Origin of the sequence: Sphaerotilus sulfidivorans (genome assembly GCF_013426975.1) — a bacterium.
Classification (GTDB): Bacteria; Pseudomonadota; Gammaproteobacteria; order Burkholderiales; family Burkholderiaceae_C; genus Sphaerotilus; species Sphaerotilus sulfidivorans.
In genome coordinates, this window is the sequence record NZ_JACCPY010000002.1 from 166,141 (window position 1) to 192,540 (window position 26,400).

General features: G+C 69.6%; 21 protein-coding genes and 1 tRNA gene. 18 read left to right on the forward strand and 4 right to left on the reverse strand.

Annotated features, from left to right (window positions below):
- Positions 1 to 2: 2 nt before the first annotated feature.
- Positions 3 to 2,273 (reverse strand): two-component system response regulator, encoded by a 2,271-nt coding sequence (locus HZU84_RS01785; protein ID WP_149503946.1) that lies wholly within the window; start codon positions 2,271 to 2,273, stop codon positions 3 to 5.
- 162 nt (positions 2,274 to 2,435) lie between these two features.
- Between HZU84_RS01785 and HZU84_RS01790 the strand changes: the two genes are divergently transcribed.
- The 3 genes from HZU84_RS01790 (at position 2,436) to HZU84_RS01800 (ending at position 6,369) form a co-directional block, all read left to right on the forward strand.
- On the forward strand, positions 2,436 to 2,936 hold the full coding sequence (locus tag HZU84_RS01790; RefSeq protein WP_149503945.1) for a prepilin-type N-terminal cleavage/methylation domain-containing protein: 501 nt from the start codon (positions 2,436 to 2,438) through the stop codon (positions 2,934 to 2,936).
- Between the two features lie 17 nt (positions 2,937 to 2,953).
- Entirely contained in the window at positions 2,954 to 5,752 is a 2,799-nt protein-coding gene (locus tag HZU84_RS01795) for a putative bifunctional diguanylate cyclase/phosphodiesterase (protein WP_149503944.1), read from the forward strand.
- A 62-nt stretch (positions 5,753 to 5,814) separates the two neighbouring features.
- Positions 5,815 to 6,369, forward strand: a complete 555-nt coding sequence (locus tag HZU84_RS01800; protein WP_149503943.1) for a DUF2062 domain-containing protein — start codon at positions 5,815 to 5,817, stop codon at positions 6,367 to 6,369.
- A gap of 36 nt (positions 6,370 to 6,405) precedes the next feature.
- Here the strand turns inward: HZU84_RS01800 and HZU84_RS01805 are convergent, their stop codons facing one another.
- The gene (locus tag HZU84_RS01805; RefSeq protein ID WP_149503942.1) at positions 6,406 to 7,929 is read right to left on the reverse strand and encodes a fumarate hydratase; all 1,524 of its coding nucleotides are present in this window, start codon (positions 7,927 to 7,929) and stop codon (positions 6,406 to 6,408) included.
- Between the two features lie 432 nt (positions 7,930 to 8,361).
- Here HZU84_RS01805 and HZU84_RS01810 point away from each other — a divergent pair, with 432 nt between their 5' ends.
- A complete protein-coding gene (locus HZU84_RS01810) occupies positions 8,362 to 11,487 on the forward strand; it encodes a transglycosylase domain-containing protein (RefSeq protein ID WP_149503941.1) in 3,126 nt (1,041 codons plus the stop codon).
- A 31-nt stretch (positions 11,488 to 11,518) separates the two neighbouring features.
- On the opposite strand, the gene HZU84_RS01815 is transcribed toward HZU84_RS01810, so the two are convergent.
- Positions 11,519 to 12,142, reverse strand: coding sequence for a TIGR00645 family protein (locus HZU84_RS01815; RefSeq protein WP_149503940.1), 624 nt, complete (start codon positions 12,140 to 12,142; stop codon positions 11,519 to 11,521).
- Between the two features lie 353 nt (positions 12,143 to 12,495).
- Here HZU84_RS01815 and acs point away from each other — a divergent pair, with 353 nt between their 5' ends.
- Entirely contained in the window at positions 12,496 to 14,445 is a 1,950-nt protein-coding gene (gene acs, locus HZU84_RS01820; RefSeq protein ID WP_375139014.1) for an acetate--CoA ligase, read from the forward strand.
- A gap of 141 nt (positions 14,446 to 14,586) precedes the next feature.
- Here acs and HZU84_RS01825 read toward each other — a convergent pair whose 3' ends face one another.
- Positions 14,587 to 14,892, reverse strand: coding sequence for a c-type cytochrome (locus HZU84_RS01825; RefSeq protein ID WP_149503938.1), 306 nt, complete (start codon positions 14,890 to 14,892; stop codon positions 14,587 to 14,589).
- 235 nt (positions 14,893 to 15,127) lie between these two features.
- Here HZU84_RS01825 and HZU84_RS01830 point away from each other — a divergent pair, with 235 nt between their 5' ends.
- The 13 genes from HZU84_RS01830 to HZU84_RS01890 all read left to right on the forward strand — a co-directional run bounded on the left by HZU84_RS01830 (position 15,128) and on the right by HZU84_RS01890 (position 26,391).
- Positions 15,128 to 15,358 (forward strand): TIGR04438 family Trp-rich protein, encoded by a 231-nt coding sequence (locus HZU84_RS01830; RefSeq protein WP_180692750.1) that lies wholly within the window; start codon positions 15,128 to 15,130, stop codon positions 15,356 to 15,358.
- Between the two features lie 70 nt (positions 15,359 to 15,428).
- The gene (gene lgt / locus HZU84_RS01835) at positions 15,429 to 16,250 is read left to right on the forward strand and encodes a prolipoprotein diacylglyceryl transferase (protein ID WP_149503936.1); all 822 of its coding nucleotides are present in this window, start codon (positions 15,429 to 15,431) and stop codon (positions 16,248 to 16,250) included.
- Positions 16,247 to 17,323 carry a tRNA (adenosine(37)-N6)-threonylcarbamoyltransferase complex transferase subunit TsaD gene (tsaD, locus tag HZU84_RS01840; protein WP_149503935.1) on the forward strand — a complete coding sequence of 359 codons (1,077 nt, stop codon included), beginning with the start codon at positions 16,247 to 16,249 and terminating at the stop codon, positions 17,321 to 17,323. The genes lgt and tsaD overlap by 4 nt, the downstream gene beginning before the upstream one ends.
- 25 nt (positions 17,324 to 17,348) lie before the next feature.
- Positions 17,349 to 18,626 (forward strand): branched-chain amino acid ABC transporter substrate-binding protein, encoded by a 1,278-nt coding sequence (locus tag HZU84_RS01845; protein WP_149503934.1) that lies wholly within the window; start codon positions 17,349 to 17,351, stop codon positions 18,624 to 18,626.
- A gap of 21 nt (positions 18,627 to 18,647) precedes the next feature.
- On the forward strand, positions 18,648 to 19,841 hold the full coding sequence (locus HZU84_RS01850; RefSeq protein WP_149503933.1) for a pyridoxal phosphate-dependent aminotransferase: 1,194 nt from the start codon (positions 18,648 to 18,650) through the stop codon (positions 19,839 to 19,841).
- A gap of 105 nt (positions 19,842 to 19,946) precedes the next feature.
- Positions 19,947 to 20,210, forward strand: coding sequence for a 30S ribosomal protein S15 (gene rpsO / locus HZU84_RS01855; protein ID WP_149503932.1), 264 nt, complete (start codon positions 19,947 to 19,949; stop codon positions 20,208 to 20,210).
- A gap of 217 nt (positions 20,211 to 20,427) precedes the next feature.
- Complete coding sequence (pnp, locus tag HZU84_RS01860; protein WP_149503931.1) at positions 20,428 to 22,740, forward strand: polyribonucleotide nucleotidyltransferase; 2,313 nt, start codon at positions 20,428 to 20,430, stop codon at positions 22,738 to 22,740.
- A 44-nt stretch (positions 22,741 to 22,784) separates the two neighbouring features.
- Positions 22,785 to 23,786 (forward strand): NAD(P)H-quinone oxidoreductase, encoded by a 1,002-nt coding sequence (locus HZU84_RS01865; RefSeq protein WP_149503930.1) that lies wholly within the window; start codon positions 22,785 to 22,787, stop codon positions 23,784 to 23,786.
- Positions 23,787 to 23,828: 42 nt separating this feature from the next.
- Positions 23,829 to 24,578 carry a triose-phosphate isomerase gene (gene tpiA / locus HZU84_RS01870; RefSeq protein WP_037482745.1) on the forward strand — a complete coding sequence of 250 codons (750 nt, stop codon included), beginning with the start codon at positions 23,829 to 23,831 and terminating at the stop codon, positions 24,576 to 24,578.
- A gap of 48 nt (positions 24,579 to 24,626) precedes the next feature.
- The gene (gene secG / locus HZU84_RS01875) at positions 24,627 to 25,004 is read left to right on the forward strand and encodes a preprotein translocase subunit SecG (protein WP_149503929.1); all 378 of its coding nucleotides are present in this window, start codon (positions 24,627 to 24,629) and stop codon (positions 25,002 to 25,004) included.
- Positions 25,005 to 25,248: 244 nt separating this feature from the next.
- Positions 25,249 to 25,333 (forward strand) — tRNA-Leu (locus tag HZU84_RS01880).
- A 166-nt stretch (positions 25,334 to 25,499) separates the two neighbouring features.
- Entirely contained in the window at positions 25,500 to 25,859 is a 360-nt protein-coding gene (locus tag HZU84_RS01885) for an NADH-quinone oxidoreductase subunit A (RefSeq protein WP_037482741.1), read from the forward strand.
- Positions 25,860 to 25,914: 55 nt separating this feature from the next.
- A complete protein-coding gene (locus tag HZU84_RS01890; protein ID WP_037482740.1) occupies positions 25,915 to 26,391 on the forward strand; it encodes a NuoB/complex I 20 kDa subunit family protein in 477 nt (158 codons plus the stop codon).
- The last annotated feature ends 9 nt before the right edge of the window (positions 26,392 to 26,400 follow it).

Consider the following 26,400-nt stretch of genomic DNA (forward strand, 5'->3'; position numbering starts at 1 on the left):
GTTCACTGCGGCAGCGACAGCGGCTGCGGCAGATGGCCCTGGGTGCGCAGCCAGCCGGGCAGATCGCACATCGGCATCGGCCGGCCGATCAGCATGCCCTGCGCGGCCTGGCAGCCGCTGCGCATCAGCCAGTGGCGCTGCGCGTCGGTCTCGACGCCTTCGGCCAGCGACTTCAGCCCGAGCTGGCGCGACAGCGACACGATCATGCCCGGCAGCGTCTCCTCGTCCGGGCGCTGGCCGATCTCGCCGAGAAAGGCGCGGTCGATCTTGATCCAGTCGAGGTCGAAGCCGCGCAGCCGCGCCAGCGACGAGAAGCCGGTGCCGAAGTCGTCCAGCGCGATCTCGAAGCCGAGCTGGCGCAGCCGGTCGAGCTGCAGCGTCGCGCCATCGGCGTCGACCATGACCGCGCTTTCGGTCACCTCCAGCTCGATCGCCTCGGGCGGCACGCCGGCGGCGCTGCAGCGCGCGGCGATGTCCTGCGCCAGCGCCGGATCGGCCAGCTGCAGCGCCGACAGGTTGACCGCGATGCGCAGATGGCCCAGGCCGAGCGAGTCCAGCAGCCGCCAGGCCTGGCAGGACTGCTCCAGCACCTGGTTGAACAGCGCCGAGATGTGGCCGGAGGCCTCGGCCAGCGCGATGAAGGTCAGCGGCGGGATCTCGCGCCCGCGCCGGTCGGTCCAGCGCGCCAGCGCCTCGAAGCCCTTGAGCGAGCCGTCCTGCAGCCAGACCTGGGGCTGCAGCGCGATGCGGATCTCGCCGGCGCGCAGCGCCTCGTGCAGCGCCTGGCCCAGGCGGTAGTTGTCGCGGGCCTGCGTCTCCATGCCGGGGCGGTAGCAGACCTGCTGGCCCCAGCCGTGGCGCTTGGCGTCGTTGAGCAGGTAGCGCGCGGTCGCCAGCGTCTCCTCGGGCGGGCCGCTCACCAGCGAGAGGTCGACCTGCGCGCCGGTCAGGTGCAGCACCGCCGAGAAGTGGCCGTCGCTGACGGTGATGCCCTCGGTGCGGTCGCGGTACATCTGCGTGACCATCTGGTCGGCCGGGCCGAGCAGCGCGAAGGTGTCGTTGTCCACCCGCGCCACCATCACGTCCGGGCCGGCCTCCTCGCGCAGCCGCTCGGCCAGCGCCTGCAGCAGCCGGTTGGCGGTCTCGAAGCCGAGCATCAGGTTCAGGTTCGAGAACTGGTCGACATCCTCGAACTGCAGCACCATCGAGCCCAGCCGCTCGCCGGCGGCGTGCATGCGTCGCAGCAGGCCGTTGCGGTTGGGCAGGCCGGTGAGCTCGTCCTGGTAGGCCAGGCGATCGAGCTGGGCGATCAGGTCGAGGCGGCGCATCTGCGCGCCGACATTGGTGGCCAGCAGGCGCACCATCTCGCGCTCGGCCTCGTCCGGCGGCTGCGGGCGCGGCACCCACAGCGCGAACAGCGTCTGCTGTGCGCTGTCGGTGGCGCCGCGCAGCGCCGATGGCGGCAGCGCGCCGGGGTGCAGCGGCAGCAGCAGCTCGTGCAGCTCGTCGTCGCCCGAGCCGGCAGCGGGTGCCGGCGCGCCCAGCACATGCTCGATGCGCGCGGCCAGCAGCGGCGTGGTGCCGGTGTCGGCGTCGCCGGCGGCCAGCGTCAGCCCCTGCAGCGGGGTCTGCGCGCCGGCCGCGCCGATCACCAGCGGCCCGGTGGTGTGCGGCGGCCACATCGCCACCAGCCCGGCCGGCTCGGTCTCGAGCAGCGCCGCCACATCGTCGAGCAGCTGGCGCGCCAGGCCGGTCAGGTCCTGGCCCCGGCTGGCGCGGTCGACCGCCTGCAGCAGCCGCTCGAAGCGCCGCCGGCCCTGCTGCTCGCGCAGGATCGACTGGTGGCTGCGCAGGTTGGCGTTGAGCAGCGCCTCGAGCCGCTCGCTGCCCAGCTCGGTCTTGTGCCAGTACTCGTCGACATCGAGGTCGCGCATCACGTCGTGCATCGGCGCCATCCCGGGCTGACCGGTCAGCAGCACGATGCGGATGTCCTGGCGGCCCAGCTCGCCGCGCAGCCGGCGCACCAGCCGCAGGCCGGCGTCGTCATGCTCCATCACCACATCGAGCAGGATCACGCCGATGTCCGGATGGCGGGCCAGCTGCTCGAGCGCCTCGGCGCTGCTGCCGGCCTGCAGCAGCTCGACCTCGCGCCCCTGGAAGCGGTAGCCGTCGAGCGCGAAGGCGACCGAGCGGCGGAAGACCGGGTCGTCATCGACGGCCAGGATCCGGGGGGGCGGGGTTCCGGCGAGAGAGGGCGAGGGCGGCAGGATCAAGAAGGGCTCCGGGCGGCGGGCCGGCGTCCGGAGCAGGAATGCCCGGCCCGCCGGGGCCGCGTGCAGTCTGGCGCAGTGTGCGATTGTTGGCAATTCCTCAAGCCGGAACCGGCAAGGCCGATATGGCAACGAACTGTTTTTGCCGGTCACGGCTTGTCGATCATGGCCTCTGCACTTCCTCCGTCGCGTGCTTGTGCTTCTGTTGCGGCCTCGGGCCGCCAGACCGGGCTGACGCTGGTCGAGCTGATGCTGGTCATCGCGCTGCTGGGCGTGCTGCTGGCGCTGGCGCTGCCGATGTGGAAGAGCCACCGTGACCGCGCGCTGCAGCGCCAGGCCGCCCAGGAGCTGGGCGCGATGTCCGCGGTGCTCGCCCAGTACCGGCTCGACAACCAGGGCTCGCCGGCCTCGCTGGCCGCCGTCGGCATGGCCGGCCGGCTCGATCCCTGGAAACGTCCCTACGTCTATTACAACCTGGAGACCGGCAATCCCAGCGAGGCGCGCAAGAACCGCTCGCTGACCCCGGTCAACAGCGACTTCGACCTCTACAGCCTCGGCCCCGACGGCGAGAGCGTGCGTGCACTGACCGCCGCGGCCTCTCAGGACGATGTGGTGCGGGCCAACAACGGCCGCTTCATCGGCGTGGCCACCGCGTTCACCGACTGAAGGAGCAGGGCCGGCCCGTGACCGATCCGTCGTCGTCGCTCACCGCGCCGCGCCGTCCGCGCTGGCGGCTGCCGCTGCTGGGCAGCCCGCTGGCGCGGCGCATCCTGCTGCTCTTCCTGGTCGCGGCCACCGTGCCGCTGCTGCTGCTGGGCGCGGGCAGCAGCCGGATGCTGGAGCTGCTCGAGCGCCAGGCCGGCCAGCGCGAGCAGGAGCTGCTGCTGCGTGGCGTGGCGCTGCAGGTGCGCGAGCGGCTGCTGGTGGCGCGCGACCAGATGCACAGCTGGCCGGTGCCTGCGGGCGAGACGGCTGAGCTGCCGGCGCTGCCCGGGCTGGGCCGGCAGTTCGTGCGGGCGCTGCACCTGGATGGCCGCGGGGCGCGCTTGGCCGGCGACGATCTGCTGCGCGAGATGGCCGCGCCGCTGCCCGCCGTCACGCCGGACCGCGCGCAGCTGCTGGTGCGCGAGCGCAACGGCCGCACCGCGCTGATGATCCTGCTGCCGGTCGAGCCGGCCGGGCTGTGGCTGGCCGAGCTGTCGCCGGCCCACCTGTGGCAGCCCCTGCTCGATGCCGGGCTGGACGGCGCGGCCTGGTGCGTGCAGGACGGCCAGGGCCTGATGCTGCACTGCCCGGCGGTGCCGCAGACCGGCGCTCAGGCCTCCGGGCAGGCTGCGCGACTGCATGCACGCTGGCCGCTGTTCCTGGAGGGCGACTTCCTGCTGGCCTCGGCCGGCGACTGGATCTTCGATCTGAGCGCGCCGGTCGAGCCGGTGCTGCTGGCCGGGCAGTCGATCCGGCGCCTGGTCACCGGCACGCTGGCGGGAACGCTGCTGCTGGTGCTGCTGCTGAGCGTCAGCATGATCCGGCGCACGCTGGGGCCGCTTCAGCAGCTGCGCCGCGGCGTGCGTCGGGTCGAGCAGCTCGAGGCCGGCGCCCGGGTCGAGGTGCGTGGCAGCGACGAGTTCGCCGAGCTGGGCCGGGCCTTCAACCGCATGGCCGAGCGCATCGCCGACCAGTTCGTGTCGCTGGAGCTGCTGGCCTCGGTGGACCGGGACATCGTCGGTCGGCAGCCGGTGGACGAACTCTTCCGGCGCATGCTGGTCGAGGCGATCGGTCGGCTCGATGCCCGCGCGATGGCGCTGGCGCGCATCGAGCCCGGCCGCATGCCGCGGCTGCTGCTGCAGTGGAACGACCGCCAGCATCTGCACAAGATCCGTCGCAGCGTGCGGGTGCTGACCCCGCCGGAGCACCAGATGCTGCTGGCGCTGCAGGACGACGGCGCCTGGCCGCAGGCCTGTGCCTGGAGCCAGGCGCTGGGCGAGGATCTGCAGGCCTTTCCGCTGCGCTGGCAGTCGCGCACGCTCGGGGTGATGCTGCTGGCCTGGCCGCGCGAGCCCGGCGCGCTGGCGCGACGCCGCGCCACCGATCTGCGCGACCGGCTGGCGGTGGCGCTTGCGGCCGAGCTGCGCGAGCGCGAGCTGACCTGGCAGGCCGGGCACGACGACCTGACCGGTCTGCTCAACCGCAACGGCCTGCACCAGCTGCTCGATGCCCGCCTGGGCGATCCGGAGGCGTCCGAGCCCTCGGCTTCCACGGCGCAGGCCGAGCTGGCGCTGCTCTTCATCGATCTGGATCATTTCAAGTCGGTCAACGACAGTCTGGGCCACGGTCTGGGCGACGAGCTGCTGCGCCAGGCGGCCGACCGCATCGAGGCCTGCGTGCCGGCGCGCTCGCCGGTGGCGCGCCCGGGCGGCGACGAGTTCGTGGTCGTGCTCGAGGCGGCGGATGCGGCCGACGCGGCCGAGGTGGCCACGGCGATCTGCCGGCGCATGGCGCTGCCCTTCCAGGTGGGTGGACGCGAGCATTTCCTGGGCGCGAGCATCGGCATCGCGCTGGCGCCGCTGCATGGGCGCAGCCGCTCGGTGCTGATGCGCCATGCCGACATGGCGATGTACAGCGCCAAGGAAGGCGGCCGCGGCCGCCACGCGATGTTCGAGGAGCCGCTGGACGCGCGGCTGCACGAGCGTGGCGCGCTGCTGGCCGACCTGCGCCAGGCGGTGGCCCGGCGCGAGCTGCTGCTGCACTACCAGCCCCGGGTGGCCGCGGCCGATGGCGGCATCCGCTCGGCCGAGGCGCTGGTGCGCTGGCAGCATCCCGGCCGGGGTCTGGTGCCGCCGGGCGTCTTCATTCCGCTGGCCGAGGAGTCCGACCTGATCGAGTCCATCGGCAGCTGGGTGCTCGACGAGGCCTGCCGCCAGCTGGCGCTCTGGCGCCGCCAGGGGCGGGTGCTGGACCGGCTGTCGGTCAATGTCTCGCCGCGCCAGCTGCAGTCGGGCCGGCTGGTCGAGACGGTGGAGGCGGCGCTGCTGCGCCACGGCGTGCCGTGGCGCCAGCTCGAGCTGGAGGTCACCGAGAGCCTGCTGGTGGGCGATGCCCGCCAGGCCAGCGCGCAGCTGGCCGAGCTGCGCCAGCGCGGCGTGCTGATCGCGCTGGACGACTTCGGCACCGGCTACTCCTCGCTGGCGACGCTGCGCGACCTGCCGATCGACGTGATGAAGGTCGACCGCGCCTTCGTGCGCGACCTGGGCAGCGATGCCTCGGCGCAGGCGATCACCCGGGCGATCCTGACGCTGGCGCAGTCGCTGGGCAAGCACTCGGTGGCCGAAGGCATCGAGGGCGAGGCGCAGGCCGCCGCGCTGCGCCAGCTCGGCTGCGACGAGCTGCAGGGCTATCTGTTCGGCCGGCCGATGCCGGCGGCCGAGTTCGAGCAGCGGCTGCCACAGATCTCGGCGGCGGTGGCGGCCTCGGTCACGGATTGAACTTTCTGCTGGCGCATCATTCTCAATCCGGCTTCCGCCACGTCTGTCCTTGCCTGGTTGTCATGATCGAACAGTTGCGCCGACTGCTGCCCACGCCCGAGGCCGCCGCCTCCAACCGCTGGCTGCGCTGGCTGGGGCCGGCGCTCCATCATCCCCGCCTGTGGCGAGCCAGTCGCCGCGCGGTGGCGCTGGGGGCGGCGATCGGGGTGTTCTTCGGCTTCCTGATCCCGATCGCGCAGATTCCGGTGTCCGCCGCGGTGGCGGTCGCGCTGCGCGCCCATGTGCCCAGCGCGATGGCCAGCACGCTGGTGACCAATCCGATCACCTTTCCGCCGGTGTACTACGCGGCCTGGCAGGTCGGCGGCTGGCTGCTGTCCGAGCCGGTGCCTGGCGACACGGCTGTGCCTGCGGTCCGCGCCGACGAGACCGCCGCCGCATCGGCCGAGGATCTCGGCTGGTGGGACCGGATCACCGGCGTGGGCAAGCCGCTGCTGCTCGGGCTGACGGTCTTTGCCTGCGGCTTCGGGGCGCTGGTCTATCTGGGCGTCGGCTGGATCTGGCGCTGGCGGGTGCTGTCCCGCCGGCGCCGCCGTCTCGGCGGACCGAGCGGCCGGTGAGAGGGTGATCCGAGCCGGCCGTCCGGCTGGCTCCGGTCAGCCTTCGACGACCGGGATCTTGCCGATCCTGGCCTGCCAGGTCTTCGGTCCCTCGATGTGGGCCGAGGTGCCGCCGGCGTCCACCGCCACCGTCACCGGCATGTCGACCACGTCGAACTCGTAGATCGCTTCCATGCCCAGATCGGCGAAGCCCACCACCTTGGCGGCCTTGATGGCCTTCGAGACGAGGTAGGCGCTGCCGCCGACCGCCATCAGGTACGCGCTCTTGTGGTTCTTGATCGCCTCGATGGCGACCGGGCCACGCTCGGCCTTGCCCACCATCGCGATCAGGCCGGTCTTGGCCAGCATCATCTCGGTGAACTTGTCCATGCGGGTGGCGGTGGTCGGGCCTGCCGGGCCGACGACTTCGTCGCGCACCGGGTCGACCGGGCCGACGTAGTAGATGACGCGGTTGGTGAAGTCCACCGGCAGCGGTTCGCCCTTGGCCAGCATGTCCTGGATGCGCTTGTGTGCGGCATCGCGGCCGGTGAGCATCTTGCCGTTGAGCAGCAGCGTCTGGCCCGGCGTCCAGCTGGCCACTTCGGCCGGGGTCAGCGTGTTCAGGTCGACGCGCTTGCTCTTGTTGTAGTCGGGCGCCCAGTTGACGTTGGGCCACAGGTCCAGGCTCGGCGGGTCCAGGTAGACCGGGCCGGAGCCGTCCATCACGAAGTGCGCGTGGCGGGTGGCGGCGCAGTTCGGGATCATCGCGATCGGCTTGGAGGCCGCGTGCGTCGGGTAGGTCTTGATCTTGACGTCCAGCACCGTCGTCAGGCCGCCCAGGCCTTGCGCGCCGATGCCCAGCGCGTTGACCTTCTCGTACAGCTCGATGCGCAGTTCTTCCAGCTTGTTCTGCGGGCCGCGCTCGAGCAGCTCGTACATGTCGATGTCGTCCATCAGCGCTTCCTTGGCCAGCAGCGCGGCCTTCTCCGCGGTGCCGCCGACGCCGATGCCCAGCATGCCCGGCGGGCACCAGCCCGCGCCCATCGTCGGCACGGTCTTGAGCACCCAGTCGACGATGTTGTCCGAGGGGTTGAGCATGTAGACCTTGGACTTGTTCTCGGAGCCGCCGCCCTTGGCCGCGACGATCACGTCCACCTTGTCGCCGGGCACGACTTCCATGAACACCACGGCCGGCGTGTTGTCCTTGGTGTTCCTGCGCTCGAAGATCGGTTCGGAGAGCACCGAGGCGCGCAGCTTGTTGTCCGGGTTGTTGTAGCCGCGGCGCACGCCTTCGTCGATCGCGTCCTGGATCGAGCCGGTGAAGCCCTGCCACTTCACGTCCATGCCGATCTTCAGGAACACGTTGACGATGCCGGTGTCCTGGCAGATCGGGCGGCGGCCCTCGGCGCACATGCGGCTGTTGGTCAGGATCTGCGCGATCGCGTCCTTGGCGGCCGGGCTTTCCTCGCGCTCGTAGGCGCGCGCCAGGTGGGCGATGTAGTCGGCCGGATGGTAGTAGCTGATGTACTGGAGGGCGGCGGCGACCGATTCGATCAGGTCGTCCTGGCGGATGATGGTCATGGCGGACTGGAGCTTTCTGGGTCGGGGTGACGGGCTGGCATCGACTGGGCCGCGATCCTGCGCCATCCGACTTGCATCAATCTGGCACAGTCGGCGACACGCTCGGGCATCGCCGGGCGGGGTCCGGTCAGACCGGCGAGTTTACTCAAGCCGGCTGCGGTCGATTCCGGACCGGCCTCGGATGGATTTCGGATCCATCCCAGATCCATCCCGGATCCATCCCGGATCGATCCCGGATCGATCCCGAAAAAGCGGACGGTTCCGGATCTGAAACGCGGCTTTCGGGGGGCTCTTCACCCCGTGGTTCCAAAAAGTACTCAGGTATGCTGGTCCAGCGTGTTCTGGTTCACGGAATACGCGGGAGCGGGGCTCGTTCCTGCTCTTGTTCCGGCAATCCTCTTGTGCGAATGGCATCCCTGCGATGCATCTCTCATGACTCCAGGCGAAGACGACAGCTCCCGTTCTCCTGACGCTGGCGAGGCAGCGCCCGCCCTGGTACCGGCTCCGGCCCCGTCCGGGCGCCGCTGGCCGGGCATCCTGGCGCGCTGGGGCACCGCGGCGGTGGTGCTGGCCGGCCTGACGCATGTGGCGATGTGGGAGATGCGCACCTCGACGCTGCAGGCACGCTTCTTCGCCGACTGGGCGGCGCAGCTCGATCATCAGGTTCGCACCGAGCCGGCCACCGCCAGCCGCTATCCGCGCACCGGGCCGAGCGACATCCGCATGGGCTACACCCGCATGCCCGAGTTTCTCGACAGTCTGGCCGGACGCGGCTATGTGCTGACCGCGCAGGCGCAGCAGTCGCCCGCGCTGCAGGACTTCATGGACCGCGGCTTCTTCCCGCCCTATCCGGAGCGGACGCAGGCCGGGCTGCGGGTGCTGGACTGCCGCGGCGAGCCGCTGTTTCGCTCGCGCTTTCCGCTGCACACCTATGCCGGCGAGGCGCAGGTGCCACCGGTGGTCGCACGCATGCTCGGCTTCATCGAGAACCGCGAGGTGCTCGACGAGAGCGAGCCGCTTCACAACCCGGCCATCGAGTGGACCCGGCTGGGCAAGGCGGTGGTCGATCAGGTCATCGCGGTCGCCGACGATGACCATGCCGCCGCCGGCGGCAGCACGCTGGCGACGCAGACCGAGAAGTTCCGCCATTCGCCGGAGGGGCGCACCGCCTCGGCGCATGACAAGTATCTGCAGATGGTCTCGGCCTCGGTGCGGGCCTACCGCGACGGCGAGAACACGGTGGCGGCGCGCCGGCGCATCCTGCTCGACTATCTCAACAGCCTGCCGCTGGGCGCGCAGCGCGGCTGGGGCGAGGTGCATGGCGTCAACGACGGCCTGCAGGCCTGGTACGGCGCGGATGTCGAGGCCAGCAACCGGCTGCTGGCCCAGCCCTCCGACCAGGCCGAGGGCCTGGCCGAGCGCGGCCTGGCGCTGCGCCGCATGCTCAGCCTGCTGATCGCGCAGCGCCGCCCGGCGCATTATTTCGGCCCGGGCCACGAGCAGCTGATGGCGATGACCGCCAGCTATCTGCGCCTGCTCGCGGCCGAGGGCATCATCGGCCCGGGTCTGCGCGATGCGGCGCTGGCCGCGCCGCTGCAGGTGCAGCACGCCCATGCCGGCGCGATCCCGAACCTGGAGTTCGGCGAGCGCAATGCCTCCTCGCTGCTGCGGGTGCAGCTGTCGGGGCTGCTGAACACCCCGCGCCTGTACGAGCTCGACCGCTTCGACCTGAGCGCCTCGAGTCCGCTCGACGGCCATCTGCAGCGCGAGATCACCGAGCGGCTGCACCGGCTGCGCGATCCGGCCTTCGCCCGCGAGGCCGGCCTGCTGGGCTTCCAGCTGCTGGAGAAGGGCGACCCGTCGAAGCTGCTCTACAGCTTCACGCTCTACGAGCGGGGCGAGGGCGCCAACTTCGTGCGGGTGCAGACCGACAACCTCGACCAGCCCTTCGACATCAACGGCAGCGCGAAGCTCGAGCTGGGCTCGACCGCCAAGCTGCGCACGCTGGCGACCTATCTGGACATCATCGCCGAGCTGCACCGTGAATACGCCGGCATGAAGCGCGCGCAGCTCGCCGAGGTCGAGGTCGGCGCGAAGGACCGGCTGAGCCGCTGGGCGATCGACTGGCTGTCGAGCACCGAGGACCGCTCGCTGGCGACGATGCTCGAGGCGGCGATGCAGCGCCGCTATTCCGCCAGTCCCGGCGAGCGCTTCTTCACCGGCGGCGGCGCGCACACCTTCTCCAACTTCAACGCCGCCGACAACGGCCGGCTGGCGACGCTGCACGAGTCGCTGCGCGATTCGCTCAATCTGCCCTTCATCCGGCTGATGCGCGACATCGTCTACCACCACATGTACCACGCCTCGAGCGATGCCAGCGACATCCTCGAGGGCGACGACGACAACCCGCGCCGCCAGGAACTGCTCAAGCTCTTCATCAACAAGGAAGGGCGGCAGTTCATGCGCAAGTTCTACCAGCGCCACCATGGCAAGACGCCGGCCGAGGTGCTCGACCGTCTGGCCGAGAGCGTCAACCGCACCGCGCCGCGGCTGGCGGTGATCTACCGCTCGGTCGAGCCGGAGGGCTCGCAGGCCGACTTCTCCGCCTACATCCGCCGTCACCTGCCGGGGGCGGCGCTGGCCGACGACTACCTCGAGACGCTCTACAAGCGCCACGCGCCGGGCAACTACTCGTTGGCCGACCGCGGCTACCTGGCGCGGCTGCATCCGCTGGAGCTGTGGGTGGCGTCCTATCTGCGCCAGCATCCGCAGGCCGAGCTGGCGCAGGTGCTCGACGCCGGCGCGACCGAGCGCGAGCAGTCCTATGCCTGGCTGATGCGCAGCAAGGCCCGGCGTGGCCAGAACAGCCGCATCCTGCAGCTGCTGGAGGCCGAGGCCTTCGCGAAGATCCATGCGCAGTGGAAGAAGGTGGGCTTCCCCTTCGACACGCTGGTGCCGTCCTATGCCACCTCCATCGGCAGCTCCGGCGACCGGCCGGCGGCGCTGGCCGAGCTGATGGGCATCATCGTCAACGATGGCCTGCGGCTGCCGACCGTGCACATCGACCGGCTGCATTTCGCCGCGGGTTCGCCCTACGAGGCGGCGCTGCGGCGCGCACCCTCGGCGGGCGAGCAGGTGATGGCGCCGGAGGTGGCGGCCACGCTGCGCCGCGCGCTGGGTCTGGTGGTCAGCGAAGGCACCGCACGGCGGCTCAAGGGCGTGCTGGATGTTGACGGGCAGGCGCCGCTGCCGATCGGCGGCAAGACCGGCACCGGCGACAACCGCCTCAACACCTACACCCGTGGTGGCGGCCTGGCCGCTTCCCGGGTCACCAGCCGCACCGCGACCTTCGTGTTCTATCTGGGGCCGCGCCATTTCGGCACGCTGACCGCCTTCGTGCTCGGGCCCGAGGCCGGTGGCTACAAGTTCACCAGCGCGCTGCCGACGCAGATCCTGAAGTCGATGGCGCCGCTGCTCCGGCCGGTGCTGGCCGGTCAGGCCGAGGCCAGCTGCCCGGCGGCGCCGTCGGGCACGGCATTGGCCGTCCGGGCGCCCTGAGCGGGTCGCCGCGGCCTGGGCCTGGGCGGCCTCAGTGGCCCGCGCCGCCGTGCGGCGCGGCCGGCACCGGATGCATGATCCGGTCGGCGGTGGCGATCGCGATGGCCGAGAACAGGAAGGCCACATGGATCACCGTCTGCCACAGCAGCACCTTGTCGCTGTAGTTCTCGGCGTTGATGAAGGTCTTGAGCAGATGGATCGAGCTGATGCCGATGATCGCGGTGGCCAGCTTGACCTTCAGCACCGAGGCGTTGACATGGTCGAGCCACTCCGGCTGGTCCGGATGGCCCTCCAGGTTCAGCCGCGACACGAAGGTCTCGTAGCCGCCGACGATCACCATGATCAGCAGGTTGGAGATCATCACCACGTCGATCAGGCCGAGCACCACCAGCATGATGACGGTCTCGTTCAGGCCGGTGACCGGCGCATTGCTCTTGTAGCCGATGCTCTGCACCAGGATGTCGAGCGCGTGCTGGTTGCCGAAGGCCGCCTCGATCAGATGGACCAGCTCCTTCCAGAACTGGAACACGTAGACGCCCTGGGCCAGGATCAGGCCGAGGTAGAGCGGCAGCTGCAGCCAGCGGCTGGCGAAGATCAGGCGCGACAGCGGATTGCTGCCGGAGCGGGAGAACTCGGAGGGATTCTTGTGGGGCATGAGCGAGCGCGAAGCGACGTGAAGGAAAAGGGAACGGGCGAGGTCAGGCCGCGTGGCCAATCTGTCGATCAGGGTTTGTCCTGGGGTTGTGCCATGAATTGCAGTGACGACCGACAGCATCCAGGGATCGGTGTGTCGCGGTGAATTCAGGGAAAACCAGCGGATTCTAGGCGGGTAGGCGTGTCAGGATGAAGCGCATCGCCGTGCGCGGCCTTGTACATCGGGGCTAACACGGCGGGAACGGGATTTGCAAAGTAAGGGCTTCGTAAGAGCCCCTGCCTACTGTCAGGTCCGGCACTTTTTCACCGCAGGAGACACGCGTGACCCAAGCCGAGAATACCCCCGATACCAAGATCTATCAGCCGTCCGAGGCCTTTGTCGCCAACGCTGCGGTTTCCGGCATGGCCGCCTACGAGGCGCTGTGCGCCAAGGCCGAAGCGGATTACGAAGGTTACTGGGCCGATCTGGCCCGCGAGCTGATCAGCTGGAAGACGCCGTTCACCAAGACGCTGAACCAGGCCGAGGCGCCGTTCTTCAAGTGGTTCGAGGACGGCACGCTGAACGCCTCCTACAACTGCCTGGACCGCAACGTCGAGCGCGGCCTGGGCGACAAGACCGCCATCATCTTCGAGGCCGACGGCGGCGAAGTCACCAAGGTCAGCTACAGCGAGCTGCTGGCCAGGACCTGCCGCATCGCCAACGGCCTGAAGAGCCTGGGCATCGGCAAGGGCGACCGCGTCGTCATCTACATCGCGATGTCGATCGACGGCGTGGCGGCGATGCAGGCCTGCGCCCGCATCGGCGCGACCCACTCGGTGGTGTTCGGCGGCTTCTCGGCGCAAAGCTTGCGCGACCGCATCGAGGACACCGGCGCCAAGGCGGTCATCACCGCCGACTGCCAGGTGCGCGGCGGCAAGAAGCTGCCGCTGAAGGCGATCGTCGACGAGGCGCTGGCGATGCCGGGCTGCGAGAAGATCGAGAAGGTGCTGGTGGTCAATCGCGCCGACGCCGCCGTCACGATGAAGGACGGCCGCGATGTGTGGATGCACGAGCTGGTCGCCAGCCAGCCCGACACCTGCGAGCCGGAATGGGTCGATGCCGAGCATCCGCTGTTCCTGCTCTACACCTCGGGCTCGACCGGCAAGCCCAAGGGCGTGCAGCACTGCACCGGCGGCTACCTGCTGCACGCGGCGCTGACCTGCAAGTGGACCTTCGACCTGAAGCAGGACGATGTCTTCTGGTGCACCGCCGACATTGGCTGGGTCACCGGCCACACCTACATCACCTACGGCCCGCTCGCGCTGGGCGGCACCGAGATCGTGTTCGAAGGCGTGCCGACCTACCCGGACGCCGGCCGCTTCTGGAAGATGATCCAGGACCACAAGGTCTCGATCTTCTACACCGCGCCGACCGCGATCCGCTCGCTGATCAAGGCCGCCGAGTCGAACGACGCCGTCCACCCGAAGAGCTACGACCTCTCCAGCCTGCGCCTGCTGGGCTCGGTGGGCGAGCCGATCAATCCGGCCGCCTGGGAGTGGTACTACCAGCACGTCGGCGGCAGCCGCTGCCCGATCGTCGACACCTTCTGGCAGACCGAGACCGGCGGCCACATGATCACCCCGCTGCCGGGTGCCACGCCGATGGTGCCGGGCTCGTGCACGCTGCCCTTCCCGGGCATCCAGTTCGCGGTGGTCGACGAGACCGGCAACGAGCTGCCCTGGGGCAAGGGCGGCATCCTGGTCTGCAAGAAGCCCTGGCCGTCGATGATCCGCACCATCTGGGGCGACCCGGAGCGCTTCAAGAAGTCCTACTACCCGGAAGACTTCAAGGGCCAGCTCTACCTGGCGGGCGACGGCGCGATCCGCGACGCCAAGACCGGCTACTTCACCATCACCGGCCGCATCGACGACGTCCTGAACGTGTCGGGCCACCGCATGGGCACGATGGAGATCGAGTCGGCGCTGGTGAGCTGCACCGAGCTGGTCGCCGAGGCCGCGGTCGTCGGCCGTCCGGACGAGACCACCGGCGAGGCGGTCTGCGCCTTCGTCGTGCTCAAGCGTCCGTTGCCCTCGGGCGACGAGGCCAAGGCCATCGCCAAGCAGCTGCGCGACCATGTCGGCCGCGAGATCGGTCCGATCGCCAAGCCCAAGGACATCCGCTTCGGCGAGAACCTGCCCAAGACCCGCTCGGGCAAGATCATGCGCCGCCTGCTGCGCTCGCTGGCCAAGGGCGAGGCCATCACGCAGGACACCTCGACGCTGGAGAATCCGGCGATCCTGGGTCAGCTGGGTCAGGCGTACTGATCTGACGCCCCAGCCCGCCCGGCCCGTGTGACGCGGGCCGGAAAGCACAAAGCCCCGCATCGCGGGGCTTTTTCGTTTCGTCGAGCTGTCCGTCGAGCTGTCGTCGGCGCATCAGCGCATCGGTTCAGCCCGCGATCCGGCTCACTTCGTGCTCAGCACCCAGGCGGCCAGCGCCTTGGCCTCGTCCGGGGTGACGTTGTTGGCCGGCATCGGGATCTGGCCCCAGACGCCGACGCCGCCCTTGACGATCTTGTCGGCCAGCTTGGCGGCGGCCGTCTTGTCGCCCTTGTACTTGGCGGCGACATCCTTGTAGGCCGGACCGACCAGCTTCTTGTCGACCGCATGGCAGGCCATGCAGTTCTTCTTGGCGGCCAGATCGGCGCTGGCGAAGGCCGGGCTGGTCAGCGTGACGGCGGCCAGGGCGGCGAGGGCGAACAGAGGCTTCATCGGGAGTTCCTGTCTGAGGGTGGGTTGGGGAAAATGGCAGGCGAACGGGAAACCAGGCGTGAAGACGGTCCTGAAATGCAACCGCTTCGTCGCATCCACAACGATTCTAGAAGCCGGCACGCTGACATGCCTTGATGCAGCCCCGGAGAATTCAGACTTCCGAGCCTATGCTGGTCAACTGGGCAACACGCTCAGGCGACGGATCCTGCACTGGCGTTGCACAAGGGAGAACAAGATGGCACTGATGATTCTCGGCCTGGCCCTGATCGCGCTGAAGGCCCTGGGCCTGGCGCCGGTCTCCGGCTGGGACTGGTGGCTGGTGATCGCGCCGCTGGCGCTGGCGCCGCTCTGGTGGTGGTTCTCCGACCTGAGCGGACGCACCCGGCGTCTCGAGGAGCAGCGCCACGAGGCACGCCGGCAGGCACGTCGGCGCTCGACCATCGCCTCGCTCGGCCGGCGCCACTGAGGCGCGCGCTGCGCAGGCTCTGCGGGCGGATGCAAGGCACCGGCAGGTTCCGGCCCTTATCATCCGCGCCATGCTGATCCATCCTCAGTTCGATCCGGTCGCGCTTGCGCTCGGCCCCGTCCAGGTCCACTGGTACGGTCTGACCTATCTGGCCGCCTTCGGCCTGTTCTACTGGCTGGCCACCCGCCGCATTCTTCAACCGGTCTATGCCGCACGCGGCTGGACCCCGCGCGAGGTCGAGGACCTGCTGTTCTACGGCATCGTCGGCGTCATCCTGGGCGGGCGCCTGGGCTATGTGCTGTTCTACAAGCCGGCGCACTATCTGGCCCACCCGATGGAGGTGTTCGCGGTCTGGAAGGGCGGCATGGCCTTTCATGGCGGCCTGCTGGGCGTGATCGCCGCGATGGCGGTGTTCGCCTGGGTGCGCAAGCGCGGATTCTTCGAGGTCACCGACCTGGTCGCGACCTGCGTGCCGACCGGGCTGGCCTGCGGCCGGCTGGGCAACTTCATCAACGGCGAGCTCTGGGGCCGCGCGGCCGATGCGTCGCTGCCCTGGGCGATGGTCTTTCCGCAGTCGGGCAGCGAGCTGGCCCGCCATCCCTCGCAGATCTACCAGTTCCTGCTGGAGGGGCTGCTGCTGTTCGTCATCCTGTGGCTGTATGGCCGCAGTCACGGCGCGCACCACCGCGCCGACGGCACGGCGGTCTGGGGCCGGGTCTCGGGCCTGTTCCTGATCGGCTACGGGCTGTTCCGCTTCATCGCCGAGTATTTCCGCGAGCCCGACAGCTTCCTGGGCCTGCTGGCGCTGAACCTCAGCATGGGCCAGTGGCTGTGCGTGCCGATGATGGTGGCCGGCGCCTTGATCTGGGCCTGGGCCGGGAGGCGCGCATGAGTGCCGCTCCGCTTCGCGTGCTGGGCATCGAGTCTTCCTGCGACGAGACCGGCGTGGCGCTGGTCGAGCTGCCCGAGGGCGTGACGGGCGCGGCCGCGCCGCGGCTGCTCGCGCATGCGCTGCACAGCCAGATCGACATGCACCAGGCCTACGGCGGCGTGGTGCCGGAGCTGGCCTCGCGCGATCACATCCGCCGCGTCGTGCCGCTGCTGCGCGAGACGCTGGCCGGCGCCGGCCTCGGGCTGGAGGCGGTCGATGTCGTCGCGCACACCCGCGGGCCCGGCCTGGCCGGCGCGCTGCTGGTGGGCACCGGCGCGGCCTGCGCGCTGGCGATGGCGCTGGACCGGCCGGTGCTGGGCGTGCATCACCTCGAGGGCCATCTGCTGTCGCCCTTCCTCTCGGCCGATCCGCCGGGGTTTCCGTTCGTCGCGCTGCTGGTCTCGGGCGGGCACACCCAGCTGATGCGGGTCGACGGCGTCGGCCGTTACCAGCTGCTCGGCGAGACCATCGACGATGCGGCCGGCGAGGCCTTCGACAAGTCGGCCAAGATGCTCGGCCTGGGCTATCCCGGCGGGCCGGCGCTGGCGCGGCTGGCCGAGCAGGGCGATCCGCAGGCCTACCGGCTGCCGCGGCCGCTGCTGCGCGGCGATCTGCTCGACTTCTCGTTTGCCGGGCTGAAGACGGCCGTCTGGACCCAGCTGGCGAAGATCGATGCCGGCGAGGACGCGGCCGGCGACGGCCATGCGCAGGAGCGCGCCGATCTGGCCGCCTCGACCCAGGCGGCGATCGTCGAGGTGCTGGTGGCCAAGTCGCTGCTGGCGCTGAAGCAGACCGGGCTGAAGCGCCTGGTGGTGGCCGGCGGCGTCGGCGCCAACCGCCAGCTGCGCGCCGATCTGGACGCGCAGTGCCGCCGCCGCGGCGTGCGGGTGCACTATCCCGAGCTGCATCTGTGCACCGACAACGGCGCGATGATCGCGCTGGCCGCAGCGATGCGGCTGCAGTCCGGCCAGGCCGAGGCGCGGCGCCAGTACGACTTCGATGTCCGCCCGCGCTGGGATCTGGCCAGCGTCTGATCCGCCTCTGTTTCTGATGTCCAGGATGAATTTCCGTCTGAATGTCGTTGTGCGCGCTGCTCTGGCCGGTGCGCTGCTCGGCCTGTGTGCCGTGGCCCAGGCCGCCGAGCCGGTGCGGCTGGCGCTGATCGAGGGCCTGTCGGGCCCGTTCGCCAATGCCGGCGAGGCGGTGGCGCGCAATCTGGGCTGGGCGATCGAGCGGGTCAATGCCCGTGGTGGCGTGAAGCTGCCGGGCGGCGCGCGCCCGCTGGAGCTGGTGCGCATGGACAGCAAGGGCTCGACCGAGGAGGCGCTGGCGCTGCTGCGCGCGGCCACCGACCAGGCCGTGCCGGTGGTGATGCAGGGCAACAGCTCGGCGGTGGCGGCTGCGCTGGTCGAGGCGCTCAACCGCCACAACGCCCGCGAGCCCCAGCGTCGCGCGCTGTTCCTCAACTACGCCGCGGTCGATCCGGTGCTGACCAACGAGAAGTGCAGCCCCTGGCATTTCCGCTTCGACGCGCATGCCGACATGCGCCTGTCGGCGCTGGTCGATGTGCTGCAGCAGGACAGCGCGCTGCGCAGCATCTACCTGATCGGCCAGGACTACAGCTTCGGCCAGCATGTGCTGAAAAGGGGGCGCGAGATGATCGCCGCGCGCCGGCCCGACATCCGCATCGCCGGCGAGGAGCTGCATCCGGTCGGCCGCATCAAGGACTTCCTGCCCTACGCGACCAAGATCAAGGCCAGCGGCGCGCAGGCGGTGCTGACCGGCAACTGGGGCAATGACCTGACGCTGCTGATCAAGGCCGCGCGCGATGTCGGCTTCGAGGGCAGGTTCTACACCTTCTACGGCAATGCGCTGGGCGTGCCGGCCACGCTGGGCGAGAGCGGGGCAGGGCGGGTGCTCGCGGTGGCGGAGTGGCATCCGAATGCCGGCGACAAGGCCTCCGAGGCGCTGGTGCGATCCTTCCGCCAGCGCTTCCCGAAGCCGCAGGACGACTATCTGCACCTGCGCATGCAGGTGATGGTCGAGATGCTGGCGCAGGCGATCGAGCGCGCCGGCTCGCTGGACGCGACCGCGGTCGCGCGTGCGCTGTCGGGCGCGCGCTTCGACGGCCGGGCGCTCGGCGGCCTGGGCGCGGGCCGGATGCGCGCCGCCGACCACCAGTTCATCCAGCCGCTCTATGTCAGCACGATGCAGAAGGCCGGCAGCGAGGGCGTGCGCTTCGATGTCGAGGGCAGCGGCTACGGCTTCCGCACCGTGCGCTATCTCGAGCCGGATCAGACGGCGCAGCCGCATTCGTGCAAGATGGCCCCCATCTGAAATTTCCCGTCGGGAGCCCTGATGCGCGCGCTGATCGCCGACCTTCCCGCCTCGCGCATCCGCGAGGTCGCCGATGCCGGCCTGGGCCGCTCCGACGTGCTGGCCTTCTGGTTCGGCGAGAGCGACGAGATCACGCCGGTGCCGGTGCGCGATGCGGCCGTCACCTCGATCGAGGCGGGCGAGACTTTCTATTCACCCAACCTCGGCCTGCCGGAGCTGCGCGCGGCGCTGGCTGCGCAGGTCTCGCGGCTGCATGCGCCGCCGGTGCCGATCGGGCCGGAGCGGGTCGCGGTGACGTCCTCGGGCGTCAGCGCGCTGATGCTGGCGCAGCAGGCGCTGGTCGAGGCCGGCGACGAGGTGGTGGTGGTCGTGCCGGTCTGGCCCAATCTGGCCGCGCAGCCGGCGATCCTGGGCGCGCGGGTGCGCCGGGTGAGCCTGCAGCCGGGCGCCGGCGGCGTCTGGTCGCTTGATCTGGATGCGCTGCTCGCCGCCGTCACGCCGGCCACGCGGGTGCTGATCGTCAATGCACCGAACAACCCGACCGGCTGGACGATGAGCCGCGCCGAGCAGCAGGCGCTGCTGGCGCACTGCCGTCGCACCGGCACCTGGATCGTCGCCGACGAGGTCTACGAGCGGCTGCATTACCCGCAGGATCCGCCGCCCGCCGGCTCGGGCGAGGCGGCGCGGCTGTGCGCGCCGAGCTTTCTCGACATCGCCGCGCCCGACGATCGGCTGATCGTCATCCACAGCTTCTCGAAGAGCTTCCTGATGACCGGCTGGCGCCTGGGCAGCCTGATCGCGCCCGAGGCGCTGATGCCGCACATCGCCAAGCTGATCGAGTTCAACACCTCCTGCGCGCCGGTCTTCGTGCAGCGCGCCGGGCTGGCGGCGCTGGCGGCCGCGCCCGAGGCGGTGCCGGCGCTGCAGTCGCGGCTGCGGCTGTGCCGCGACACGCTGGTCGACGCGCTGCAGGCGCTGCCCCGCGTCGAGGTCGCACGCCCCGACGGCGCGATGTACGCCTTCCTGCGCATCGAGGGCGAGCCCGACTCGCTGGCGCTGGCGCGCCGCCTGGTGGCCGAGCACGGCCTGGGTCTGGCGCCGGGCTCGGCCTTCGGGCCGGAGGGCGAGGGCTGGCTGCGGTGGTGCTTCGCGTCACGCCAGCCGCAGCGGCTGCTCGCCGGCGTCGATCGGCTCGCGCAGGCCTTGGCGCTATAATGGCGGGCTTCGCCGGTCGCCAGACTGGCGAAGACCACACGGCGCGGATCGGTTCCATCCGCGACCGCAAGTCAAACCATCAATCCGGAACCGAAGGAAACGCACATGTCCGAAATCAACAAGGCCGAGATCGTCGCCGCCAACGCCCGCGGCGTGGCCGACACCGGCTCTCCTGAAGTCCAGGTCGCGCTGCTGACCGCGCGCATCAACCACCTGACCCCGCACTTCAAGGCCAACAAGAAGGACCACCACGGTCGTCGCGGCCTGCTGCGCATGGTCAGCCGCCGTCGCAAGCTGCTGGACTACCTGAAGGCCAAGGACGCCGACCGCTATGTCGCGCTGATCCAGAAGCTGGGCCTGCGCAAGTAATCTGCGCATGCATGCGAAGAGCCTGTCTGGATCAGCCAGCACAGGCTCTTTGTTTTTCTGAATTCCCGACGTCCCTCTTCCCAGTTCCTCATCAGTCCCTTCGGTCGCGCGTGGGCGCTGCTGTGTCATTCCACCGGGGTCGCGCCAGCGGCCTGCGGCCCCGGTGGAATGGCATCCCAGCCGCGGTGACCGGGACCCTCACACGGAAATCCCCTCCATGAGCCTGTTCAACAAAGTCACCAAGACCTTCACCTGGGGTCAGCACACCGTCACGCTGGAAACCGGCGAGGTTTCGCGCCAGGCCTCCGGCGCCGTCATCGTCAACATCGACGACACCGTGGTGCTGGCCACCGTGGTCGGCGCCAAGGGCGCCAAGCCGGGCCAGGACTTCTTCCCGCTGACCGTCGACTACATCGAGAAGACCTACGCCGCCGGCAAGATCCCGGGCAGCTTCTTCAAGCGCGAGGCCAAGCCCTCCGAGCTGGAGGTGCTGACCAGCCGCCTCATCGACCGCCCGCTGCGCCCGCTGTTCCCGGAAGGCTTCTACAACGAGGTGCATGTCGTCGTGCACCTGCTGTCGCTGAACCCGGAGGTCTCGGCCGACATCGCCGCCCTGATCGGCTCCAGCGCCGCGCTGGCGATCTCGGGCATCCCGTTCAACGGCCCGGTCGGCGCCGCGCGCGTGGGCTATGTCAACGGCGAGTACGTGCTCAACCCCGGTCCGACGCAGCTGAAGTCCTCCAAGCTGGACCTGGTGGTCGCCGGCACCGAGGCCGCCGTGCTGATGGTCGAGTCCGAGGCCGACCAGCTGTCGGAAGAGGTGATGCTGGGCGGCGTGAGCTTCGGCCACGCCCAGGCCAAGGTGGCGATCGCCGCGATCAACGATCTGGTGCGTGACGCCGGCAAGCCCGACTGGATCGAGTCCGGTCTGTGGACCCCGCCGGCCAAGAACGAGCCGCTGATCGCCAAGGTCGAGGAATTCGGTCTGGCCAGGATCCAGGCTGCCTACCAGATCCGCTCCAAGCAGGCCCGCACCCAGGCCTGCCGCACCGCCTACGCCGAGACCAAGGCCGCGCTGACCGCCGCCGGCGTCGAGTTCGACGGCGTCGAGGTCGACAACCTGCTGTTCGAGCTGGAAGCCAAGACCGTCCGTGGTCAGATCCTGGCCGGCGAGCCGCGCATCGACGGCCGCGACACCCGCACCGTGCGCCCGATCGAGATCCGCACCGGCGTGCTGCCGCGCACCCACGGCTCGGCGCTGTTCACCCGTGGCGAGACGCAGGCGCTGGTCGTCGCGACCCTGGGCACCGACCAGGACGCGCAGCGCATCGACGCGCTGGCCGGCGAGTTCCGCGACACCTTCCTGTTCCACTACAACATGCCCCCGTTCGCTACCGGCGAAGTGGGCCGCATGGGCTCGACCAAGCGCCGCGAGACCGGTCACGGCCGTCTGGCCAAGCGCGCGCTGGTGCCGCTGCTGCCGAACAAGGAAGACTTCGCCTACACCATCCGCGTCGTCTCGGAGATCACCGAGTCCAACGGCTCGTCGTCGATGGCTTCGGTCTGCGGCGGCTGCCTGGCGATGATGGACGCCGGCGTGCCGATGAAGGCGCATGTCGCCGGCATCGCGATGGGCCTGATCAAGGAAGGCAACAAGTTCGCCGTCCTGACCGACATCCTGGGCGACGAGGACCACCTCGGCGACATGGACTTCAAGGTGGCCGGCACCACCGCCGGCGTGACCGCGCTGCAGATGGACATCAAGATCCAGGGCATCACCCCGGAGATCATGCAGGTCGCGCTGGCCCAGGCCAAGGAAGCCCGTCTGCACATCCTGGGCAAGATGACCGAGGCCGTGTCGGGCGCCAACACCGAAGTGTCCGAGTTCGCGCCGCGCCTCTACACCATGAAGATCAATCCGGAGAAGATCCGCGACGTGATCGGCAAGGGCGGCTCGGTCATCCGCGCGCTGACCGAGGAGACCGGCTGCCAGATCGACATCGGCGAGGACGGCACCATCACCATCGCCTCGACCGACGCGGTCAAGGCCGAGGAGGCCAAGAAGCGCATCGCCGACATCACCGCCGAGGCCGAGATCGGCAAGGTCTATGAAGGCCCGGTCACCAAGATCCTGGACTTCGGCGCGCTGATCAACATCCTGCCGGGCAAGGACGGCCTGCTGCACATCAGCCAGATCGCGCACCAGCGCGTCGAGAAGGTCACCGACTTCCTGTCGGAAGGCCAGATCGTCAAGGTCAAGGTGCTGGAGACCGACGAGAAGGGCCGCATCAAGCTGTCGATGAAGGCCCTGATCGAGCGTCCGGAAGGCATGGAAGAGGAGCGTTTCGAGCGCGCCCCGCGCCGCGAGTATGGCGACCGCCCGGAGCGTGGCGATCGTGGCCCGCGCCGTGATCGGGGCGATCGTGCTGACCGTGGCGAGCGCGCCGAGCGTCCGCCGCGTGGCGAGCAGGGCGCTGCGCCGGGCGCCGCCGATGCGCCGGCCGAGCAGCAGCAACAGCAGCAGCAGTGATGCGGGCCTGAGACGCTGCAGCCAGACGCACGGAGGATGACGCGATGAAGGCCATCGAGATCACGCGCCCCGGCGCCCCCGAGGTGCTGGTGCAGGGCCTGCGCCCCGACCCGGTTCCGGGTGCAGGCGAGGTGCTGATCCGCGTGGCCGCCAGTGGCGTCAACCGTCCGGATGTGCTGCAGCGCAAGGGGCTGTATCCGCCGCCGCCGGGTGCCTCCGACCTGCCGGGTCTGGAGGTGGCGGGCGTCATCGTGGATGGCGACGCCGCCGCGATGGCCGCGGCCGGCCTGTCGATCGGCCAGCGCGTGTGTGCGCTGACGCCGGGCGGCGGCTATGCCGAGCTGTGCGTGACGCCGGCGGTGCAGTGCCTGCCGGTGCCGGACGGCCTGTCCGATCTGGAGGCGGCCAGCCTGCCGGAGACCTTCTTCACCGTCTGGTCGAACGTCTTCATGCGCGGCGGGCTGCAGCCCGGCGAGACCTTCCTGGTCCAGGGTGGAACCAGCGGCATCGGCGTGACCGCGATCCAGCTGGCCAAGGCCTTCGGGGCCACGGTCATCGCCACCGCCGGCAGCGACGACAAGTGCCAGGCTTGCCTGGCGCTGGGCGCCGACCATGCGATCAACTACCGCACGGCCGACTTCCAGGCCGAGGCGCTGCGCCTGACGGGTGGCCGCGGCGTCGACGTCATTCTCGACATGGTCGCGGGCGACTATGTCGCGCGCGAGGTCGCCTGCCTGGCCGAGGACGGTCGCCTGGTCATCATCGCGGTGCAGGGCGGCACGAAGGCACAGCTCGACGCCGGTCTGGTGTTGCGCCGTCGTTTGACGGTGACCGGCTCCACGCTGCGTCCGCGCTCGGTCGCCTTCAAGGGCGAGATCGCCGCGGCGCTGCGCCGCCAGGTCTGGCCGCTGCTGGCCTCGCGCCGCATTCGCCCGGTCATCCATGCGGTGATGCCGGCGGCCGAGGCCGCCGCCGCCCATGCGCTGATGGAGTCGAACCAGCATGTCGGCAAGATCGTGCTGCGCTGGGACGCGCTCCCGGCCTGACGCATTCCGGATTTCTCAACTCGATATCGATAGGGACTGAAGATGACGACACGTCGCAAACTGGTGGTGGGCAACTGGAAGATGCATGGCAGCCATGCCGCCAACGCCGAGCTGCTGCAGGGCATCCTGGCCGCGCGTCCGTTCGCGGCGGCCGATGTGGCGGTCTGCGCGCCGTTCCCCTACCTGTCCGAGGTCGCGGTGACGCTGGCCAACAGCGGCGTGGCCTGGGGCGCGCAGGATGTCTCGGCGCACGCGCAGGGCGCCTACACCGGCGAGGTCTCGGCGGCGATGCTGCAGGAGTTCGGCTGCCGCTTCGCGATCGTCGGCCACTCGGAGCGTCGGGCCTACCACGGCGAGACCGACCAGCAGGTCGCCGACAAGGCCCAGGCGGCCCTGTCCAAGGGCCTGACCCCGATCGTCTGCGTCGGCGAGACGCTGGCACAGCGCGAGGCCGGCGAAACCGAAGCGGTCGTCAAGCGCCAGCTCTCGGCGGTGATCCACACGCTGGGCCAGTGCATCGGCGAGATCGTCGTCGCCTACGAGCCGGTCTGGGCGATCGGTACCGGCCGCACCGCCTCGCCCGAGCAGGCGCAGGCGGTCCATGCGGTGCTGCGCGCGCAGCTGGCTGCGGCCACCGCGCGGGCGGCGGACATGAAGCTGCTCTATGGCGGCAGCGTCAAGCCTGACAATGCCGCGATCCTTTTTTCCCAGGCCGACATCGATGGCGGCCTGATCGGCGGTGCAGCGCTGAAGGCGGCGGATTTCGTCGCCATCGCGCGGGCCGCAGGCTGATGGCCGCGCACGGGGCGCGCTTCAGCGGTCTTTCTCGGAGTCTTCTCGATGCAAGTGATGATGAATATCGTGCTGCTGCTGCAGATGGCGGCAGCGGTGGCGATGATCGGGCTGGTGCTGGTCCAGCAGGGCAAGGGTGCCGACATGGGCGCCTCCTTCGGCGGCGGCGCCTCGGGCAGCCTGTTCGGTGCGACCGGCAGTGCCAACTTCCTGTCGCGCTCGACCGCGATTGCCGCCACGGTGTTCTTCCTGTGCACCCTGGCGCTGGCCTACTTCGGCAACCTGCGTCCGCAAGACTCCGGCAGCAGCATTCTTGACCGTGCCGCCGCGCCGGTGGCGGCCAGTGCACCGGCCTCCGCTGCTCCGGCCGCGGCACAGATCCCGGGCCTGGTCGCTCCGGCGGCCTCCGCCCCGGCCTCGCGCTGAGCCGTGCCCTGTGCGTTCTCGGGGGTGGTGACTGGATTCATCGAAGTGGTGAATTCGATACACACTCTCGAGATCGTCACGGCAAGAGTGGCAGGGGCTTGAGATAAACCCTGAGCCACGCTAGAATTCATGTCTGTGCTGAAGAGCAAACCTCAAGCAAATCAGTCGCAGCAGCTGCCGGATAATCCAGCATCTTCTTGATGGATCTTCCGGCAGGATCGTGAAGCACGATCAACAACCCGATGCCGTCGTGGTGAAATTGGTAGACACGCTATCTTGAGGGGGTAGTGGCGAAAGCTGTGCGAGTTCGAGTCTCGCCGACGGCACCATAAATCAAGTGACACGTGGATCGATTCCTCATGCGGCAATCGATCCGGCGCCCTGGCAAAGCACAGGGAACAGGTGGGCGCGCTGAGCATTCGGTAGGACACTCCGGTGTCTTCCATGACAGCGCGCTTTATTTTTGCCGCACGAGGATCTGCCGAGCCGACCGACATGAACCTGGAACAATATCTCCCCGTCATTCTGTTCATCCTCGTCGGCATCGGTGTCGGCGTTGCCCCTCAGATCCTCGGTGCGCTGCTCGGCCCGCATCGCCCCGACCCGGCCAAGAACTCTCCCTACGAGTGCGGCTTCGAGGCCTTCGAGGATGCGCGCATGAAGTTCGACGTGCGCTACTACCTCGTCGCGATCCTCTTCATCCTGTTCGACCTCGAGATCGCCTTCCTGTTCCCCTGGGCGGTGTCGCTGCGTGAAATCGGCGCGACAGGCTTCTGGGCGATGATGATCTTCCTGGGCATCCTGGTCGTCGGGTTTGTCTACGAATGGAAGAAGGGCGCCCTCGACTGGGAGTGAGTTTTCTCCCGGTACGACAATCGATCGATCACCGCAAGAGCCACGGAAGAACACGATGGGCATTGAAGGCGTTTTGAAAGAAGGCTTCGTCACGACGAGTGTCGATGCTCTGATCAACTGGTCGAAGACTGGTTCCCTCTGGCCGATGACTTTCGGTCTGGCGTGCTGCGCCGTCGAGATGATGCATGCGGGTGCGTCCCGCTACGACATCGACCGCTTCGGCATGCTGTTCCGGCCGAGTCCGCGGCAGTCCGACCTGATGATCGTCGCCGGCACGCTGTGCAACAAGATGGCGCCGGCGCTGCGCAAGGTCTACGACCAGATGGCCGAGCCGCGCTGGGTGCTGTCGATGGGCTCCTGTGCCAACGGTGGCGGCTACTACCACTACAGCTACTCGGTCGTGCGCGGCTGCGATCGGGTCGTGCCGGTCGACGTCTACGTTCCGGGCTGCCCGCCGACCGCCGAGGCGCTGCTCTACGGCATCCTGCAGCTGCAGGCCAAGATCCGCCGCGAGAACACCATCGCGCGCTGATCGCCAAGG

Excerpts from the sequence above, each read along its gene's own strand:
- HZU84_RS01790 (WP_149503945.1), top strand. The coding sequence starts at position 2,436 with ATGGCCTCTGCACTTCCTCCGTCGCGTGCTTGTGCTTCTGTTGCGGCC.
- HZU84_RS01800 (WP_149503943.1), top strand. The coding sequence starts at position 5,815 with ATGATCGAACAGTTGCGCCGACTGCTGCCCACGCCCGAGGCCGCCGCC.
- HZU84_RS01805 (WP_149503942.1), bottom strand. The coding sequence starts at position 7,929 with ATGACCATCATCCGCCAGGACGACCTGATCGAATCGGTCGCCGCCGCC.
- HZU84_RS01810 (WP_149503941.1), top strand. The coding sequence starts at position 8,362 with ATGACTCCAGGCGAAGACGACAGCTCCCGTTCTCCTGACGCTGGCGAG.
- HZU84_RS01815 (WP_149503940.1), bottom strand. The coding sequence starts at position 12,142 with ATGCCCCACAAGAATCCCTCCGAGTTCTCCCGCTCCGGCAGCAATCCG.
- HZU84_RS01825 (WP_149503938.1), bottom strand. The coding sequence starts at position 14,892 with ATGAAGCCTCTGTTCGCCCTCGCCGCCCTGGCCGCCGTCACGCTGACC.
- HZU84_RS01830 (WP_180692750.1), top strand. The coding sequence starts at position 15,128 with ATGGCACTGATGATTCTCGGCCTGGCCCTGATCGCGCTGAAGGCCCTG.
- lgt (WP_149503936.1), top strand. The coding sequence starts at position 15,429 with ATGCTGATCCATCCTCAGTTCGATCCGGTCGCGCTTGCGCTCGGCCCC.
- tsaD (WP_149503935.1), top strand. The coding sequence starts at position 16,247 with ATGAGTGCCGCTCCGCTTCGCGTGCTGGGCATCGAGTCTTCCTGCGAC.
- HZU84_RS01845 (WP_149503934.1), top strand. The coding sequence starts at position 17,349 with ATGAATTTCCGTCTGAATGTCGTTGTGCGCGCTGCTCTGGCCGGTGCG.
- HZU84_RS01850 (WP_149503933.1), top strand. The coding sequence starts at position 18,648 with ATGCGCGCGCTGATCGCCGACCTTCCCGCCTCGCGCATCCGCGAGGTC.
- rpsO (WP_149503932.1), top strand. The coding sequence starts at position 19,947 with ATGTCCGAAATCAACAAGGCCGAGATCGTCGCCGCCAACGCCCGCGGC.
- pnp (WP_149503931.1), top strand. The coding sequence starts at position 20,428 with ATGAGCCTGTTCAACAAAGTCACCAAGACCTTCACCTGGGGTCAGCAC.
- HZU84_RS01865 (WP_149503930.1), top strand. The coding sequence starts at position 22,785 with ATGAAGGCCATCGAGATCACGCGCCCCGGCGCCCCCGAGGTGCTGGTG.
- tpiA (WP_037482745.1), top strand. The coding sequence starts at position 23,829 with ATGACGACACGTCGCAAACTGGTGGTGGGCAACTGGAAGATGCATGGC.
- secG (WP_149503929.1), top strand. The coding sequence starts at position 24,627 with ATGCAAGTGATGATGAATATCGTGCTGCTGCTGCAGATGGCGGCAGCG.
- HZU84_RS01885 (WP_037482741.1), top strand. The coding sequence starts at position 25,500 with ATGAACCTGGAACAATATCTCCCCGTCATTCTGTTCATCCTCGTCGGC.
- HZU84_RS01890 (WP_037482740.1), top strand. The coding sequence starts at position 25,915 with ATGGGCATTGAAGGCGTTTTGAAAGAAGGCTTCGTCACGACGAGTGTC.